General features: G+C 51.8%; 14 protein-coding genes. 6 read left to right on the plus strand and 8 right to left on the minus strand.

Annotation, left to right across the window (positions count from 1 at the left end; all coding sequences use genetic code 11):
- Positions 1-34: 34 nt before the first annotated feature.
- The 4 genes from J4614_RS15755 to J4614_RS15770 all read right to left on the minus strand — a co-directional run bounded on the left by J4614_RS15755 (position 35) and on the right by J4614_RS15770 (position 4,189).
- Positions 35-1,354, minus strand: coding sequence for an anaerobic C4-dicarboxylate transporter family protein (locus tag J4614_RS15755; RefSeq protein WP_000498935.1), 1,320 nt, complete (start codon positions 1,352-1,354; stop codon positions 35-37).
- A gap of 53 nt (positions 1,355-1,407) precedes the next feature.
- Complete coding sequence (gene fraD / locus J4614_RS15760; protein WP_000028428.1) at positions 1,408-2,253, minus strand: fructose-aspartate kinase; 846 nt, start codon at positions 2,251-2,253, stop codon at positions 1,408-1,410.
- Positions 2,254-2,316: 63 nt separating this feature from the next.
- Entirely contained in the window at positions 2,317-3,294 is a 978-nt protein-coding gene (gene fraB, locus J4614_RS15765) for a 6-phosphofructose-aspartate deglycase (protein ID WP_077905336.1), read from the minus strand.
- 175 nt (positions 3,295-3,469) lie between these two features.
- Positions 3,470-4,189, minus strand: coding sequence for a GntR family transcriptional regulator (locus J4614_RS15770; protein ID WP_000572566.1), 720 nt, complete (start codon positions 4,187-4,189; stop codon positions 3,470-3,472).
- Positions 4,190-4,514: 325 nt separating this feature from the next.
- Between J4614_RS15770 and J4614_RS15775 the strand changes: the two genes are divergently transcribed.
- Positions 4,515-6,164 carry an alpha,alpha-trehalase gene (locus J4614_RS15775; RefSeq protein ID WP_000934254.1) on the plus strand — a complete coding sequence of 550 codons (1,650 nt, stop codon included), beginning with the start codon at positions 4,515-4,517 and terminating at the stop codon, positions 6,162-6,164.
- Positions 6,165-6,176: 12 nt separating this feature from the next.
- Here J4614_RS15775 and J4614_RS15780 read toward each other — a convergent pair whose 3' ends face one another.
- Positions 6,177-7,766 carry an STY4199 family HEPN domain-containing protein gene (locus tag J4614_RS15780; RefSeq protein WP_023215178.1) on the minus strand — a complete coding sequence of 530 codons (1,590 nt, stop codon included), beginning with the start codon at positions 7,764-7,766 and terminating at the stop codon, positions 6,177-6,179.
- 280 nt (positions 7,767-8,046) lie between these two features.
- On the opposite strand from J4614_RS15780, the gene J4614_RS15785 reads away from it, so the two are divergent.
- Positions 8,047-8,403 carry a lysozyme gene (locus J4614_RS15785; RefSeq protein ID WP_001120251.1) on the plus strand — a complete coding sequence of 119 codons (357 nt, stop codon included), beginning with the start codon at positions 8,047-8,049 and terminating at the stop codon, positions 8,401-8,403.
- A 5-nt stretch (positions 8,404-8,408) separates the two neighbouring features.
- On the opposite strand, the gene J4614_RS15790 is transcribed toward J4614_RS15785, so the two are convergent.
- Positions 8,409-9,011, minus strand: coding sequence for a response regulator transcription factor (locus tag J4614_RS15790; RefSeq protein WP_001196081.1), 603 nt, complete (start codon positions 9,009-9,011; stop codon positions 8,409-8,411).
- 630 nt (positions 9,012-9,641) lie between these two features.
- Here J4614_RS15790 and J4614_RS15795 point away from each other — a divergent pair.
- The 3 genes from J4614_RS15795 (at position 9,642) to J4614_RS15805 (ending at position 13,315) form a co-directional block, all read left to right on the plus strand.
- On the plus strand, positions 9,642-10,541 hold the full coding sequence (locus J4614_RS15795; RefSeq protein ID WP_023208289.1) for a LysR family transcriptional regulator: 900 nt from the start codon (positions 9,642-9,644) through the stop codon (positions 10,539-10,541).
- Positions 10,542-10,613: 72 nt separating this feature from the next.
- Positions 10,614-11,642: an inner membrane protein YhjD gene (gene yhjD / locus J4614_RS15800; RefSeq protein ID WP_000191230.1), complete on the plus strand. Its 1,029-nt coding sequence runs from the start codon at positions 10,614-10,616 to the stop codon at positions 11,640-11,642.
- Positions 11,643-11,992: 350 nt separating this feature from the next.
- Positions 11,993-13,315, plus strand: coding sequence for an MFS transporter (locus J4614_RS15805; RefSeq protein ID WP_001148981.1), 1,323 nt, complete (start codon positions 11,993-11,995; stop codon positions 13,313-13,315).
- 39 nt (positions 13,316-13,354) lie between these two features.
- Here J4614_RS15805 and J4614_RS15810 read toward each other — a convergent pair whose 3' ends face one another.
- A complete protein-coding gene (locus J4614_RS15810; protein WP_000158689.1) occupies positions 13,355-15,415 on the minus strand; it encodes an AsmA family protein in 2,061 nt (686 codons plus the stop codon).
- Between the two features lie 109 nt (positions 15,416-15,524).
- A complete protein-coding gene (gene pdeH, locus J4614_RS15815) occupies positions 15,525-16,292 on the minus strand; it encodes a cyclic-guanylate-specific phosphodiesterase (protein ID WP_000595623.1) in 768 nt (255 codons plus the stop codon).
- Between the two features lie 228 nt (positions 16,293-16,520).
- On the opposite strand from pdeH, the gene J4614_RS15820 reads away from it, so the two are divergent.
- Positions 16,521-17,450: a sugar kinase gene (locus J4614_RS15820; RefSeq protein WP_000037575.1), complete on the plus strand. Its 930-nt coding sequence runs from the start codon at positions 16,521-16,523 to the stop codon at positions 17,448-17,450.
- Positions 17,451-17,489 lie beyond the last annotated feature (39 nt).

The raw sequence follows: 17,489 nt of genomic DNA on the forward strand, positions 1-17,489 counted from the left end.
TAAGTGACGTGTGCTATAAAAATATTAATAACAATCAGGCCAGAACCATTTTTCCTATTAACAGCCCGACAATGACCGAGACAATCACGTTAACTAATCCCGGACGCATAAAACTATGGTTAAGCACATATTTGCCGATACGCGTCGTACCGGTATCGTCAAACGCCAGCGCCGCCAGACACTGCCCCGCCACCGGAATAAAGAAATAGCCGTTAACGGCAGGCCAGGAGCCGATTAACGCATAAGCGGGCAACCCTAACGCCAGCCCCAGCGGCAACAGAATTAACGTCGTTGCCGCCTGACTACTGACCATAGCGGACACGAAAAACATCATAATGGCGATAAGCCAGGTATGCTGTTGCAATAGAGTTTGCACTTCTGCCTTAATCAACGCGATATGACCATTCACGAACGTCTCACTCATCCAGGCCAGGCCGAAGGCGCAGACAATCGCCAGCGCGCCCGCCCGAAATACCGTACCGCTGATAATCTGATCGACCTGCGGCCGGCATAACAACACAATCAGGCAGGCAAAAGAGAGCATCGTAATCTGGATAGCGGCGGACATCGAAAGCGGTTGTAGCCCTTTCGCTGTCTCCACCATGGGCCGAAGCGCCGGAATCAGTCCTAAGAGAACGATAACGATCGCGCTGGTCAGAAATAACGCCACCGACAATTTGGCGCGCGAAGTGACCACCGTATTTTTACTTTCTTTCTGCGCAGGTTTAATTAACCCTTCAGCAAGCCGACGTTGATATTCCGGATCGTCTTTTAACTCTTTTCCTTTATTAAAGGTCGCTATTGCCCCCATCGCTACACCGATTAACGTGGCGGGCACGCAAATCATCATAATGGTTGAAATAGAGACGCCCAACGGCGCCATTAAACCAATCATCGCCGCCATGGCGGCAGATATAGGACTGGCGGTGATCGCCTGTTGCGATGCAATAACAGAAATAGATAAAGGACGTTCCGGTCGAATACCTGAATCCCGTGCGACTTCAGAAATAACCGGCAGCAAGCTATAAACGACATGCCCCGTTCCTGACATAAACGTGAAGATATAACAGATAAACGGCGCTAATAACGTAATGTAACGAGGGTGGCGACGCAGAATTTTTTCCGCCAGTTTGACCAGTAAATCCAGCCCGCCGGAGGCCTGTAAAGATGCGGCCGCCAGGACAACAGAAAGAATTATCAGAATAACATCAATCGGTGGCGTAGAAGGCGTCAGGCCAAAAATAAAAACCATCACGCCGACGCCTAACCCGCCGACCATCCCTAAAAATACGCCGCCGATCCTGGCTCCTATCATCAGGGCCACAAGGATAAAACATAATTCCGTCCAAAACATACTTCCTCCTGGGTTATCTGGAGTGAGTGTCGCTTTACATTGAGGGACGTAACCTATTGTGCAAACGGTTTACCAAAACCAAATGCGCCGTAATGAGATAAAATCTGCGCCGCCGATTTCCCGCCCTGCCACATGGCGCGTAACACGCTTTCTTTATCGGGTTCCGCCATACCCGATTGCAAAATGGAAAGCAAAAAACCGGTTAAGAAGGCGTCGCCTGCGCCCAGCGTATCGACAGGTTCGATATAAACAGGTTGCCACTCCAGATAATCCGCGCCGGAAAAATAATAAACTTTTTCATGCCCGCAGGTGGCAATAAGATGCCGACAGCCATAACGATAAAGTTTATTGAGTTTTATTTTTATTTCATCTGGCGATAACCCGCTGCAGGAGATAAATCCGTAATCTACCCACGGGCATACCTTTTCAAAATAGTCGTCTGTACCGCGCCCGGAAAAATCAAAAGAGAGTAAGACGGTTTGTTGTTTAATTTTCTCCAGCTCCGATTCCAGATGGCCGTTAATACTGGAATGGACTAAGGTAAATTGTGATATATAACGAAGATCGTCGTCAGAAAGGCTAAAAGGATGTTCCCGCAATACGCCGTTTTTGTTGCTGGCGACAAATTGTCGATCGCCATGCGAGAGACGGATACAAGCATATCCATTTTCGCCGGTATAATGGCGGCTGTGAGAGATATCTATCTGTAGCTGGTGTAATACATCCTGTACGTGCTGCGCGGCGTCGTCATTGCCAAACGCCCCCATAAACGCGCTGGGGATGTCTGCTAATTTCGCATAGACAGCAAAATTTAATGCATTACCGCCGGGGTACATGATGCCGGAATGCAGGTATTTATCGACAACGTTGTCGCCAATACCCAATACGCTGATGCTCATCATTATTCCTTGTTTGTCTTTACAATAAAAAGCGTCCCTGCTTTTTTATCCATCCTGATGTAATTAATATTCCACTTTCCACATATAGCGGCGCGTCGTTAACGGATGCTGGCGCGCCTCAGCTAACGCCCGATTGTAAACGGGATAAACGTTATTAAAGAGAGAGTGGTTAAAGTAATCAATAACCGTGGTTTTAATGGTCGATAGCCCCAGCTCTTTCGCATCGACAACTTCAATCCGGCGGCCATATTTTTTCAGGAAGTTTAACGCGCGTTCATCCACCGCCCGCGTATTGCCCTCGGAAAACTGGAAGAAGAAAGGCGTATTCGCATCGGTAATTTCAAACGGCCCGTGGAAAAACTCACCGCTATGAATACAGGCGGAATGTATCCATTGCATTTCCATAAAGATACAGATGCTCTGTAGGTAGGCTGCGCCATAGCCCGCGCCGCTGGCGACGGTGTAAATGACTTTATCGTCTTTATATTCCTGCGCGAACGCCTGCGCACGCTCCGCAACCTGCTCGCAAGCGCGCCAGACGATACGGTTGATTTTGCTGACGCCATCCTGAAAATCGTCGTAGTGCGCATACCCTTCCGTCTGCTGGAGCAGTTCGACCGCACTCAGCAGGCCTTTCATCGTTTTCTCTCCGGCAATATCTTTACCGTCGCCAAACGTGTACGTTTCCACATAGTCGCAATGCGCCACCAACGGTGAATCCATTACCCAGGTTAAACCAATGACCGGCGCGCCGTGTTGACGGGCGATTTCAGCCGCTTTAATTGTCTCTGGCGTATTACCTTTGTGGGAGGCGACAACCACAACGGCATTTTCTCCCAGCGCTACCGGCGGGTTGTTAATAAATTCTCCGCTGTTATACAGACCGACAGTCAACGCTTTCGCTTCTTTTTCTAAAAATGCTTTCGCCGGATAGAATGCCGCATAAGAACCGCCGCACGCCACATAATAGACGTGTTTAACGCCTCCTTTCTCTGCCTGGCTGGTCACAATATTGCTAACTGTCTCTTTCATACCCATCATGCTTTCCTCTGGTTCCATCAATGATACAGGCGAGGATTCGCCATAAATGACTCATAATGTATTGTTATTTTTATATGACATTTAAAGACATTTATTCAAGATGGAAACCAAAAAAAATCGGGATCCGCGATCGGGATCCCGATTCAGCCTGCTCTTCGTTAGCGTAATGCTGACATCATACGGTAAACCGTATTTTATCGCCGACAATCAACTGTTGCGAAACGCAGGAGAGTTCTCCTTTGTTATCAATCATTTCACTTTTTATCAGGATCAGCGGATAACCCTCGTTGACGCCAAGATAATGGGCGACTTCAAAGCTGGCATAAACCAGTTCGATCATCTTACGGGAGTGGGTAAACCATAAATGGTATTTCTCGCGTAAGCATTCATACAAAGAGTGATTATTAAGATCTTCGTCCAGCAAAAACGCAAAACGTGGGGGAAGATGTACGGTTTCCAGCGATACCGCCACATCGTCGGCATAGCGGATACGTTCAATGACGACCGCTTTTTCGCCATCGTTCATATTCAGTAACGCTTTTGTCTCATCGTCTACCGATTCAAAAACGGATTTGATGGTGCGTGACCCCGGGCGACGTCCCTGGGACTGGCATAACTCGCTGAAACTCATGATGCCGGTCATGCTACGCTGAAATTTCTCACCAGAGACAAAGGTGCCTTTGCCGGAGACACGGGTCAGCAAATTTTCACGCGTCAGCGCATCCAGCGCCTTACGGACCGTGACCCTGCTCACCTGCCAGCGCGCGCTCAGTTCATTTTCCGTCGGGATCTGCTGGCCTGGTTTATACTCTCCACGCGCAATGGCCTCTTTTAAGGCGGCTTCAAGCTGCTTATAAAGCGGTTTGGCGCTTTTACTGTCGGGTTGCTCGATCATTTGTATCCATTTGTATTATCATGGTGCCATAGCTTGTATTATAACTATTTACGTTACCTTTGCTTGTGAATCCACGCCATGCGGCGATGTAGTGATACCGCTATGAAACGAATGTTCTGATTTTAGGTCTGGGACGGGCGTCATGAAAATAGGATTTTCGCAATATTATTCAGTAACTTATGAAGTGTTTTTCTTGAGAGGCAAATTGTAAAATGTGATCTACCGCACACTTTGCCACTCAGGTATCGAAGCGAATGTCTACGCTTAATAGACAGCCGGGCAACACCCGTATCTTTTACGACGCAAGCCGGAGGTCCTTGTCATTATGCTCAACCAGAAATTAAACCCCACGCCTTCTGAAGATCTGACTATTGATGTCGATCTGCTTTATGAAACAGACCCGTGCGAGTTAAAGCTGGATGAAATGATCGAGGCGGAACCGGAGCCGGAGATGATCGAGGGGCTTCCCGCCTCTGACGCCCTGACCCCTGCCGATCGGTATCTCGAACTGTTCGAGCATGTACAGTCAACAAAACTGTTTCCAGACAGTAAAACGTTCCCGGACTGCGCGCCGAAGATGGACCCGCTTGATATCCTGATCCGCTACCGTAAGGTCAGACGCCACCGTGATTTTGACTTACGCCGCTTCGTCGAGAACCATTTCTGGCTACCGGAAACCTTATCCAGCGAGTATGTCTCTAACCCCGAAAACTCGCTCAAAGAACATATTGACCAGCTTTGGCCGATACTGACGCGCGAACCGCAGGATCATATTCCGTGGTCTTCGCTGCTGGCGCTGCCGCAATCCTATATCGTGCCGGGAGGCCGTTTTAGCGAAACCTATTATTGGGACTCTTATTTTACCATGCTGGGTCTGGCGGAAAGCGGGCGCGAAGACTTACTTAAATGTATGGCGGATAATTTCGCCTGGATGATTGAAAACTATGGCCATATTCCCAACGGCAACCGGACCTATTATCTGAGCCGCTCGCAGCCGCCGGTTTTCGCCCTGATGGTTGAACTGTTCGAAGAAGATGGCGTGCGCGGCGCACGGCGTTATCTCGACCATCTCAAAATGGAATACGCCTTCTGGATGGACGGCGCCGAATCGCTGGCACTCAACCAGGCTTATCGCCACGTTGTGCGGATGCCGGACGGTTCCCTGCTGAACCGCTACTGGGACGATCGCGACACGCCGCGCGACGAGTCCTGGCTGGAAGATGTCGAAACCGCAAAACATTCCGGTCGTCCACCCAATGAAGTCTACCGGGATTTGCGCGCCGGGGCGGCGTCCGGCTGGGACTATTCTTCACGCTGGCTACGCGATGCGGGCCGGCTTGCCAGCATACGTACGACCCAGTTTATCCCTATCGATTTGAACGCTTTTCTGTATAAACTGGAGAGCGCTATCGCCAATATTTCAGCACTGAAAGGCGAACGTGACACCGAGGCGCTATTTCGCCAGAAAGCCAGCGATCGACGCGCCGCCGTGAACCATTATCTGTGGGATGATGAAAACGGCTGTTATCGGGACTATGACTGGCGACGCGAAGAAATGGCGCTCTTTTCCGCCGCCAGTATCGTGCCGCTGTATGTCGGTATGGCGAACCATGAGCAGGCCGACCGTCTGGCAAACGTGGTACGCAGCCGTCTGTTAACGCCCGGCGGGATTATGGCGACCGAATACGAAACCGGCGAACAGTGGGATAAACCGAACGGCTGGGCACCGCTGCAATGGATGGCGATTCAGGGCTTCAAACTGTATGGCGACGATATGCTGGGCGATGAAATCGCCCATAACTGGTTAAAAACGGTGAACCATTTTTATCAGGAGCACCATAAACTGATCGAGAAATACCATATTTCCGGCGGTACGCCCCGCGAAGGCGGCGGGGGCGAGTATCCGCTACAGGATGGATTCGGCTGGACCAATGGCGTGGTGCGCCGCCTGATTGGCCTTTACGGAGAGCCTTAACCTGCTCCGGCCTCAGTGAATCGCATCATAAATGGCTGACTGAATTTTCAGCCATTTTTTATTGTCTGCGCTGGGCCGTGCCTGAGCGCGCAGCCGGGCCTGCTCCGTATCGTGCTGCTGGCGCGTCACAACAGCCGGAACGGTGCAAAACGTTTGCAAATAGGTTTTATGCATCGCGGTCAGCGGCGCGCCGCTCGACATGTCATGACTTAACGTTGTGATAAATCGTCGGCAGGGTTTGACCTCATCCATCAGCGCGGGATAACGCAACAACAGTTGCAGCACCTCGGTATGTCCTGCCGCAAACGCCTGCTCCGTCCACGCGAGCTGCCAGTTCATTCCGCCCTGGAGGAACAGCGCCGTCACCCGCGTATCATTGCGCTCTATCGCCGCCCGCATGGTAAACGCATCCCAGGTAATCCCCATATGATTGAGCGTTTCCCGCGCGGAAGGCGCCTCGCGCGGCGGTTCATCCTGCGCCATTGCGGGAGCTTGCCCGTTATCGGAGCCTGGCGACGACGAACTAAATAGCCAGAACGCGCCCGCCAGTATCGCCAGCGTCATGACGCCAACCCCGCCCCACAAAGCGCCGGAAATAAGTTGCTCACGCTCTTCAGGCGTACGCGGAGGCCGCTTACGCGGTGGTTCTATGCCCTCGCTAATCTCATGCTTATCTCCCCCGGCCTGCCGATCTTTAAGCCGCGCGGTTTCCCAGAACTGGCGCAATTCACGTTCATCCGCCAGCAGAAACGAAGCGGGATTCACGCGGGTACGTTTTTCGGCATAGGCGCGCTGGATGGGCCGAACGATTTGCTGATACTGAACGTTTAGCAGCATAAGCTGCGCTGAGGTGAGCGGCTGCCTGGCGATAACCTCGTTTCGCGCGAGGCGACAATCATCCAGAAACATACGCAGAGTGGTGCGCGACTCGGCGAACAGCGTTAACGCTGAGGCGTCATTAAAAATTCTGACGTAATGACGGGCAAACAATTTTTTATCGACCACCATAAGCGCCAGTTCGCTGAACAACATGCCCTCCAGCGCATGTTGATCTTCTCCCTGTTTTAACCACTGGCGCAAACGGTCCGGGCCAAAATGTTGCTTGAGGTAGTGATTCAGCGACGCCCGATCCGGCCATGCGCGCGCAATAAGCGCTTTTAACGTCAGTTCTATCGCCCGAAGCTGACGCTGCGCCTCAAGATGCGCCTCCTGGTCGGGGTCTTCCAGCTCAGTTTGATACGTCAGTAGCGGCTGCTGCTGACGTAGATGTTCCAGCGAGGTGACAAAACGCAACGCGGCAAGGAGTTGATTTTCGCTCACCTCTTGCCCGCTGTCATACTGGGGAACATGCTGCTGAAGATGACGCAGTTGCAGCATAAACTGGCTCAACTGCGCGTCATTTATCCGCAATTTTTTCGCCACTGCGCCCCAACCGCCCAGGTTAAGACGCGCCTGCTCAAGTTGTTCCATGAACCACCGGGGCTCTTTTCCCTCTGTGGTATGAATACCCAGCAACAGCAGGATTTCTATTGATGCCTGGCGGATAATCCCCAGGCTATGTTCAAAAGGCGCGCGTGTCGCCTGCGAAGCGCTATTCGTCATTATCTTCCCTAAAAAGACGATCCCGCGACGAGATCTTCGTTTTCTTTTAATTATGTTTTTTCATAGATATAACAGATTTAGCCACATTTCAGTGACTTAATCTTAATGATTGCAAATTTATAAGAAGATCGGTTACTAACCAAAAACATCAGTTTTTCATTCTGTCAACGCGGCGTGACGCTGAACGGCATAGACCTTTTCCCTGCCTGCGTTTGGCCATCTGACCGCTAGCCACGCGTGCAGCACACTTTATAATCGCGCTTTTTATGAGAAAGATGCCATGCCGCACATTTCATCTCGCTTTAGCTCCGCCTGCATCGCGTTTATTAAACAGTGGCAGGGTCTGTCGCTGGAAAAGTATCGCGATCGGCAGGGTAACTGGGTGATTGGTTACGGGCATATGTTGACGCCGGATGAGACGCTGACGTTCATTACGCCCGACCAGGCGGAGGCATTCTTGCTGGATGACCTCAATAGCTGCGATATGCTGCTACAGAATTGTTTGCCGGAACTTAATGATCGGTTTCAACGCGAAACGCTTATTGCGCTGATGTTCAGCATCGGACATCAGCGTTTTTTATCATTAATCAATACGGGTGATATTTCACAGCCAGAAATAAGCGGACTGCGAATTTAACGTCGTTAATTCGATTCATTTAACATCATGGCGGCCTGGGTACGATTTTTTACATCCAACCGCCGGTAAAGCGACTCCAGATGCGCTTTAACCGTCCCGGTACTAATATTTAACGCCCGCCCAATTTGTTTATTTGATTCTCCTGCGGCAAGCATCTGTAAAATTTCCCGCTGGCGGGCGCTTAACGCTTTTATATCACGGGACTCCAGCTCCGTTGAATTTAACCAATCCCCCGGTAAAAACATCATCCCGCGAGCGACAGCATTGAGCGCAAGGACAAAGGTTTCGGCATCAGAATCGCGTGGCACCACGGCCTGAACGTTAAATTGCATGACTTCATGCAGCCACTTTTGACTGCCATCCATCGCCGTGATAATAATCTTCACCTCCGGAAATTGCTGCGCGATTCTTTGTAACACCTCGCGGCAAAATTCAGCATCCAGGCCGCTATCCAGCATGACCAGCGCATCCGGCGCGCTTTCTATTTTTTGCCAGAGTTCTTCTGCCTGACCGACACTCTGGATACTTATTCCTGGAATGTGCTGCTGCAAACTGATTTTCATTCCATGAATAAATATTGACTGCCTGTCAAACATGATTACCTGCATTACTTTTCTCCACCTGGGTAAGATAATAGTCTCAAGATGAGGAAGGGTATTACCCGTAGGGTAAAATAAGAAGTCGCCATTTGGTATAGGCCATTTTACCGATAGTCATTGGTTGAGGAAGGGAAAGGTTATGAATATTTACAGCTTCAACATCGGGATTACAGAATTCGCTAAAATTAGCCTTTTAAAGTAAGGAATATCTTATTAGTACAAACAGACAAGGCTAATTTGAATATTAATTCAATGAAGAGTACGCCTGGCGCGTCACAAAGGAAATATCTGCTTTTCGCCTGATGTGTTACAAAAAATAAAGTAGCACATTTTGTTAAAAAATAGCCAATCTGCCTGAAAACCGCGACGATGGGTCAATGACAATACCGTGTATGTACATGCATTTCTCTCTCCCACTACACCCGCGGCTATCAGCGTGTTTTACCGCTCTCGTCCCGTTTATCGGCTTTTTGGCGCTAAAAAGCCTGGCCGGAAGGCGATAAATCCGCCGCGCAACGTGATCAGACGTATTCGTCACGCGAGCAATGATTGCGAAAGGGCTTATTAGATGCTAGAAAATCAATAAAACCAGCCGCTTCAGCGTCACTGTTTCAATAAAAACAATAATAGAGCCTGATGATGGATAAAATATATGCAATGAAATTGTTTGTACGCGTGGCGGAACGGGAAAGTTTTTCCCGTGCAGCAGAGGATATCGGCCTTCCCAAAGGCAGCGTCTCACGGCAAATACAAGCGTTAGAACATCAACTGGGCATCCGCCTGCTCCACCGCACCACCCGGCGGGTACAGCTTACTCAGGACGGAATGGTTTACTACGAACGGGCAAAAGATCTGTTGAGTAACCTTGATGAACTGGAAGGTCTTTTCCAGCCTGATCCCGCCAGTATCAGTGGCAAAATACGGGTAGATATACCGCCATGTCTCGCAAACAGCCTCATCATGCCGCGCCTGCCCACTTTTTTGCATCAGTATCCCGGCATTGCGCTGGAATTTTGTAGTAGCGATCGACAGGTCGATTTACTACGGGAAGATTTCGACTGCGTGGTGCGCACAGAGCCGCTACATGCGCCAGGGATACTGACGCGCCCGCTTGGCAAACTGAGGATGGTGAACTGCGCCAGCCCACAATACCTGGCGCGCTTTGGGTATCCAGAAAACCTTGACGACCTCGCCTCACATGCGGTGGTGCATTATTCATTAACACCGGGAGTCTCTTCACCGGGTTTTGCCTTTGAAACTCCCCACGGTATGCAGTGGGTAAAAACCGGCGGAATGCTAACGGTAAACAGTACGGAGACCTGGCATACGGCCTGTCTGGCAGGATTAGGGATCATTCAGACGCCGCGCATTGCTGTACGGGAGGCGTTACGCGCCGGAACGCTCATTGAAATTTTACCGCAATATCGCGCCGCTCCACTGCCGGTGACGCTGCATTATCCCCATCGCCGTAATCTTTCCCGCCGGGTACACCTGTTTATGGTATGGCTGACTGAAACCATTAAAGAGGCCGCAGAGTAGCCGCATTTTCAGCATCCACCGGGGAGAAGCTATACTGACATATTCTATTAATGATGAAGGACTACCGACCTGATGACGCAGGAAAATGACGTAAAACGCCCTATTCAGGAACTGGAGCACGACCCGATACAAAAAATAGAAACGCAGCCGCATGACGCCCCGGAAAAAAACGAAAAGGCAAATCAGGCGTTGCATTCCGTCACCTCCCTGGTGCAAAAAATTCAGCGTCAACCAATGGTGGCCCACCTCATTCGCGCGACCGAACGTTTTAACGATCGACTGGGTAATCAGTTTGGCGCGGCTATCACCTACTTTTCGTTTCTGTCGATGATCCCGATAATGATGGTGTCCTTTGCCGCGGCAGGTTTTATCCTCGCCTCGCACCCTAATCTACTGGAAGATATTTTCAGCAAGATATTGATGAATGTGAGCGATCCTACGCTGGCGTCCACGCTTAAAAATACGATTAATACGGCGGTTCAACAGCGTACCACGGTAGGGCTGGTCGGACTGGGTATCGCGCTCTATTCCGGCGTTAACTGGATGGGCAACCTGCGGGAAGCGATTCGCGCCCAGTCACGGGACGTCTGGGAGCGCAAGCCGCAGGATCAGGAGAAAATCTGGCTCAAATATCTACGCGATTTTATCTCGCTGATTGGATTATTAATCGCTTTAATCATTACGCTGTCCATTACTTCCATCGCCGGTTCCGCCCAGCAGATGATCATCTCCGCCTTGTATCTCGACAGCATCGAATGGTTAAAACCGGCCTGGCATTTGATCGGTCTGGCCATCTCTATTTTTGCCAACTATCTGCTTTTCTTCTGGATTTTCTGGCGACTGCCTCGCCATCGTCCCCGTAAAAAAGCGTTGATTCGCGGGACATTTATTGCCGCTATCGGTTTTGAGGTGATTAAAATCATTATGACCTATACGCTGCCGTCACTGGTGAAATCGCCTTCCGGCGCAGCGTTTGGCTCCGTACTCGGTCTGATGGCCTTCTTCTACTTTTTTGCCCGTCTGACGTTATTCTGCGCGGCCTGGATAGCCACCGCCGAATACAAGGACGACCCGCGAATGCCGGGTAAAACGCAACGCTAGTCTGCGGCTTGCTGCCGAATGGCACGCACGGCGTCGTCATTCGGCCTACTGCTGTGTGTACCCAGGCCGGGCAAGCAAAGCGTACCCGGCGGTACAATCAGGCACGTCCTTCCGCCTCATCTCATTGTTTCAGCATATAAATCCAGTAATTAACTTTTATTTAACCAGAAACCAGTTTTATCCACCAATTCTAAAATTATGTGAAGCATTTCATAGACGCAAAATGGCTGGCTTAAACATTATCCCCTTTTTGCGCTTTTTTTGACCATTTTTGGCTTTTGTTACACATTGAAATATAACTTTTGCTGTGCGTAATATGGCTATTCGTTCGCTAAAAATAAGAAAATAGTATGCAAGCAACCGCCACAACACTCGACCATGAGCAGGAACATGTTCCGGTAAACTCACGCAATAAAGTCGTTATTGCCTCGCTTATCGGCACCGCAATTGAGTTCTTCGACTTCTATATTTACGCCACCGCTGCGGTGATCGTGTTCCCCCTTATCTTCTTCCCCCAGGGCGATCCCACTGCGGCAACGCTACAATCGCTCGCCACCTTCGCTATCGCGTTTGTGGCGCGTCCGATCGGCTCTGCGCTATTCGGCCACTTCGGCGACCGGGTAGGCCGCAAAGTCACGCTGGTGGCTTCGCTGCTGACGATGGGGATCTCCACGGTCATTATCGGTCTGTTACCGGGCTACGCGACGATAGGTATTTTCGCGCCGTTGCTGCTGGCGCTGGCGCGTTTCGGTCAGGGACTGGGGCTGGGCGGCGAATGGGGCGGCGCAGCGTTATTAGCGACGGAGAATGCGCCGCCGCGCAAACGCGCGCTGTATGGCTCCTTCCCACAGTTGGGCGCGCCGATCGGCTTCTTTTTTGCCAATGGCACCTTCCTGTTGCTCTCCTGGCTGCTGACCGACGAGCAGTTTATGAGCTGGGGCTGGCGCGTGCCGTTTATCTTCTCGGCGGTGCTGGTGATTATTGGCCTGTATGTGCGCGTGTCGCTGCATGAAACGCCGGTGTTTGCGAAAGTCGCCGCAGCGAAAAAACAGGTAAAAATACCGCTGGGCACGTTGCTGACGAAGCATGTCCGCGTAACCATTCTCGGCACGTTTATCATGCTGGCGACCTACACGCTGTTCTATATCATGACCGTCTATTCCATGACTTACAGCACTGCCGCCGCGCCGGTAGGGCTTGGCTTGCCGCGCAATGAAATACTGTGGATGCTGATGATGGCGGTGATTGGTTTCGGCGTGATGGTGCCCGTCGCCGGCCTGCTGGCGGACGCATTTGGCCGTCGGAAAAGCATGGTCATCATTACCACGCTCATCATTCTCTTCGCGTTGTTCGCCTTTACCCCGCTGCTGGGTTCAGGCAATCCAGCGCTGGTATTCGTATTCCTGTTGTTAGGCCTGAGCCTGATGGGACTGACCTTCGGCCCAATGGGAGCGCTGCTGCCGGAGCTATTTCCGACGGAAGTGCGCTATACCGGCGCATCGTTTTCCTACAATGTGTCATCAATTCTGGGCGCTTCCGTCGCGCCATATATTGCCGCATGGCTGCAAAGCCACTACGGGCTGGCGGCGGTAGGGGTTTACCTGGCGTCAATGGCGGCGCTGACGCTGATTGCACTGCTGTTAACCCATGAGACGCGTCATCAGGCGTTGTAATAGGACGCCGGATGGCATCATCCGGCGCTACGTTTCACGTTACTGCTTCATCTGCGTTAAAATCGTCCGGCACTGATTGGCTTCGCCTTCAGAGGGCGAAATGAGCGCCAATAGCGCGGCGGCGGGCGTTACCAACGTCGCCAGCGCTGCCGCAACCGCGCCGCGCGCAATCAGCGGGCCGGGCTTGACGCCCGCCTGCGGATTTTTAAATGTCCCACGCACGTACAGCGGCGATCGCAGCGTAATAATACGAATCCCCTTACTTTCCGGATCAATGGTTAAATCGAGCTGTTCAGAGGCGAAGCTCGCCGTACCGGTCACGTTAATCAACGCATTTTCTGTATCAAAAGCAAAAATTTGCGGTCGCGCCACGCCGTTCGCAATATTGAGATTCGCCGCCGCGCAGTTAACCCGCACTTCGTCATCGCCAAAAATCTGCCCGACAATATAGTTGCCGACGTTCAGCCCCACGATTTCCATCAGGTTGCGGCTAATCAATCCATCATTCATCAATAATTTCAGATTGCCGTTACTGTTGCCAAGCAGCGCGGCGACCGAGTTGCCCGTCCCGCGAATATCCGCATCGCCGTTCAGCTCGCCCAGCGTTTTCTGCATCAGCTCCACATCCGGCATCAGTTCTTTAAGCTTCAGCCGACGCGCCTGTATATCCGCCCGCCCCTGCATTGGCTTTTTATCCCCTTCCAGATGGATGTTGGAGACAATACTGCCGCCTGCCAGACCAAACTTCAGCGGCTGTAGACGTAAGTCGGCGTTTTTCAGGATGATATGGGTCGAAAGATCGCTAATCGGTAGACTGCCGCCATGCTCAATACGTCGGCCTTTAAACCGGACATCGGCGTCCATAACGTCCCATTTGTCGGTTTCAAAGCGATCGTAAGGCAACACTTTATCCGCCGGCTGAACATTCTTCTCGCCTTTGCGCTGTTCAGACCGTTTCGACTGCTCAGCGTCTTTCCCGGAATCCACGCCAATCAGCGGCCCAAGATCGGCCAGTCGTAACTGGCGCGATTCGACATCGCCTTCCAGTTTAGGGCGCGGTTTACCGGTGGTATAAGTGAGGGAGCCGTGGATATCACTGTCGCCAATGCGCCCGTTAAAACCGCGATAATCAAATACCGATGACTTTTCGGCGTCAATTTTCGCCACCAATCGCCCATCGGTCTCAAACGGCGGCGTATCCGGCAGCAGCACGCCGGTTAAATCATATAAATCGCCCAGTGAATCGCCAGAGAATTTAAGCCGCAGATCGACGCCGCCCATTTTCATCGGCTCGTTCACCACGCCGCTAAAAGCCACCCGCGTGTTGCCAGAGCGGAAATCGGCCTGCACAGGAAAAGGCGTACTTTCGCTGCGTAGCGCCAGCATACCGCCTATTTTGCCCGTACCGGTCAACGGTTCCCCGTTATAACGCCCCTGCGCCTTCAGGCCGAAGACATAGTCGCCCACGCTGGATTTGTCTTCTTTTCCTTTCGTTCCCGTCACTTCGCTGAACGGCAACGGTTTGCCTAACGGATCGATCAGAATAGTGATATCCGCTTTGCTGACCTTATCATCGATCGCGATTCGCCCCTGGTCGAAGAGAATATTATCCAGCCGGAAGGACCAGGCGGAAGGTTTAGCATTGGGGTCCGTATTCTTGTCTTGCGCGAGGTTAAAGGTCCAGTTATTGGTTTTCTCAGACAGGCGAATAAGACGCGCGTCGGGTTTCACCAGTTTGATCCACGGCAGCCAGACGGTTTTGGTCAGGAGCGCCAGTGGGGCAAGCGTCGCCTCAACGCGTGGCAGATGTACCATCGTGACTTCCGGAATATCCGGCGGATTGCCGACAATGACGTCTTCCGCGTGAACATGCGGCCACGGTACCCAGCTTCGCCAGCCGGTCTCCTGTTTTTGGCGCTCCCACACCACGCCTAAATCGCCGCGAATAGCGAAAGGCCGGTTCAATTCGGTAGAGACTTTCTGGTTGATGGTCGGTTTGAGGCGGTTCCAGTCAAATGTTGCGATCAACAAAATCACTATGGCGATCAACAACAAGAAAGTCCCTGTGATGGCGGCGGTTATTTTGCCTGCTTTAGTCATGTGTTATTTCCTCACTTCTTCCCTTGCCTGTCCTAAAGATAGTTCAGCCAGACGAAAAAGGAGGATGACCGCGCCTCGTAATACCACGTATTACGGGAACAGTCTGGCATTACAGGGTCAGAATCACCTCTTCGAGCGATATCAGCGGCACGGGTCGAGAAAGAAAATAGCCCTGGGCGGCAAAGGCGGGCGAACGCTGCACATCACGCCACTCTTCCAGCGTCTCCACGCCCTCGACAATAACGCCGCGGCAGTAGCGGTTCATCAGTTGCAGCAGCAGAATGAACAGGTTGCGCCCCTCCGCGGACTGGCGCAGCATGACGAACAGCTCGCGCGCCACTTTAATGTAGTCATAACGCACTTCGCTCAGCGCTGAAAAATTGGCCATACCGGTACCAAAATCATCCAGCCACAGCGGGCCGAACTCACACATCGAGGCGAAAGAGGAGTCTTTCGGCAAACGAATATGTTCCACCAGTTCGAAACGCAGCCAGGGTAAGCGCTCCATCGCTGCCAGAATGTCCGGCTGTCGTCGCATGGCAATCAGCGTAGGACCGTCAACATTGACTGATGCCAATAAGTGATGGCGAGTGAAAAAATCCGCTTTTTGTTCAAGCTGATGAAGTTGTTCTTTCACTACGTCAATGCGGTGTCGAACCGCTAACTCCGCGAAATAACGATCCGGGGCAATACGTCTGGAAGGGTTATCAGGATGGGTGACGACAGTGAGAAGTTCAACCGCCATCAGACGGCCATCCGTCTGGTATATCGGCTGGTAAGTATAGGCACGCTCGCATTGCAGCCAATAGCGCCGTTCCTGCAAATTTTCTATACCTGCATCAGGAACGCGTAGCTGCTGGATAACCTGCTTTATCATCTCAGTTGTCCTGTTAATGGGAGTGTGACTGTCCGGACTCGTCAAAGGTTATCGGCGTTCAGGCAGAGAACTTTACCCTCAGTCCCTGGCAAAATAAAAACAGACCACGAAACTTGTCAAAAATACGCACTTGCTCAAAAAAATAATGGACCGATGTTTTAATATTATTGACCACTAAACATCCACAGCGCACACTAACGCTAATTTTTACAGATCAGGTTCACGACTATGTCTAAAAAGATTGCCGTGATTGGCGAATGCATGATTGAGCTGTCGCAGAAAGGCGCTGATGTTCAGCGCGGCTTCGGCGGCGACACGCTGAATACCTCCGTTTATATTGCCCGTCAGGTCGATTCTGCCGCTCTGGCCGTTCACTATGTGACGGCGCTGGGTACTGACAGTTTCAGCCAACAGATGCTGGAGGCGTGGCAGCATGAAAATGTGGATACCTCGCTAACGCAGCGGATGGAAAATCGCCTGCCAGGCCTCTATTACATCGAAACCGATGATACTGGCGAGCGTACCTTCTACTACTGGCGTAACGAAGCGGCAGCGAAATTCTGGCTGGAGAGCGAGCAGTCAGCGGCTATCTGCGAGGCGCTGGCGACCTTCGATTATCTCTACCTGAGCGGCATTAGCCTCGCGATTTTAAGCCCGACCAGCCGTGATAAGCTGCTGTCTTTATTGCGTGAATGTCGGGCCAACGGCGGGAAAGTCATTTTTGATAATAACTATCGCCCGCGTTTATGGACAAGTCGCGAAGAAACGCAGCAGGTCTATCAAAAGATGCTGGAATGTACTGATATCGCCTTCCTGACACTGGACGATGAAGACGCGCTATGGGGTCAGCAACCCGTGGAAGAGGTCATTGCCCGCACCCATGCGGCAGGCGTGCAGGAAGTGGTGGTAAAACGCGGGGCGGACTCATGCCTGGTCTCGATTCAGGGCGAGGCGCTCATTGACGTTCCGGCAGTGAAACTGCCGAAAGAGAAAGTGATAGACACCACTGCCGCAGGCGACTCCTTCAGCGCCGGTTATCTGGCCGTTCGTTTGACGGGCGGCAGCGCGACGGATGCCGCGAAGCGCGGACACCTGACGGCCAGCACGGTGATTCAGTACCGTGGGGCCATTATTCCGCACGACGCGATGCCGCAGTAAATCATTCGCTCTTGCCCGGTGGCGCTGCGCTTACCGGGC

The sequence above is a fragment of the Salmonella sp. 32031103-2018-00083-FB-01-SM-01 genome, assembly GCF_017571995.1.
Classification (GTDB): domain Bacteria; phylum Pseudomonadota; class Gammaproteobacteria; order Enterobacterales; family Enterobacteriaceae; genus Salmonella; species Salmonella enterica.

Bases quoted from the DNA above. Each gene is read 5' to 3' on its own strand.
- J4614_RS15755 (WP_000498935.1), bottom strand. From the start codon at position 1,354: ATGTTTTGGACGGAATTATGTTTTATCCTTGTGGCCCTGATGATAGGA.
- fraD (WP_000028428.1), bottom strand. From the start codon at position 2,253: ATGAGCATCAGCGTATTGGGTATTGGCGACAACGTTGTCGATAAATAC.
- fraB (WP_077905336.1), bottom strand. From the start codon at position 3,294: ATGATGGGTATGAAAGAGACAGTTAGCAATATTGTGACCAGCCAGGCA.
- J4614_RS15770 (WP_000572566.1), bottom strand. From the start codon at position 4,189: ATGATCGAGCAACCCGACAGTAAAAGCGCCAAACCGCTTTATAAGCAG.
- J4614_RS15775 (WP_000934254.1), top strand. From the start codon at position 4,515: ATGCTCAACCAGAAATTAAACCCCACGCCTTCTGAAGATCTGACTATT.
- J4614_RS15780 (WP_023215178.1), bottom strand. From the start codon at position 7,766: ATGACGAATAGCGCTTCGCAGGCGACACGCGCGCCTTTTGAACATAGC.
- J4614_RS15785 (WP_001120251.1), top strand. From the start codon at position 8,047: ATGCCGCACATTTCATCTCGCTTTAGCTCCGCCTGCATCGCGTTTATT.
- J4614_RS15790 (WP_001196081.1), bottom strand. From the start codon at position 9,011: ATGCAGGTAATCATGTTTGACAGGCAGTCAATATTTATTCATGGAATG.
- J4614_RS15795 (WP_023208289.1), top strand. From the start codon at position 9,642: ATGGATAAAATATATGCAATGAAATTGTTTGTACGCGTGGCGGAACGG.
- yhjD (WP_000191230.1), top strand. From the start codon at position 10,614: ATGACGCAGGAAAATGACGTAAAACGCCCTATTCAGGAACTGGAGCAC.
- J4614_RS15805 (WP_001148981.1), top strand. From the start codon at position 11,993: ATGCAAGCAACCGCCACAACACTCGACCATGAGCAGGAACATGTTCCG.
- J4614_RS15810 (WP_000158689.1), bottom strand. From the start codon at position 15,415: ATGACTAAAGCAGGCAAAATAACCGCCGCCATCACAGGGACTTTCTTG.
- pdeH (WP_000595623.1), bottom strand. From the start codon at position 16,292: ATGATAAAGCAGGTTATCCAGCAGCTACGCGTTCCTGATGCAGGTATA.
- J4614_RS15820 (WP_000037575.1), top strand. From the start codon at position 16,521: ATGTCTAAAAAGATTGCCGTGATTGGCGAATGCATGATTGAGCTGTCG.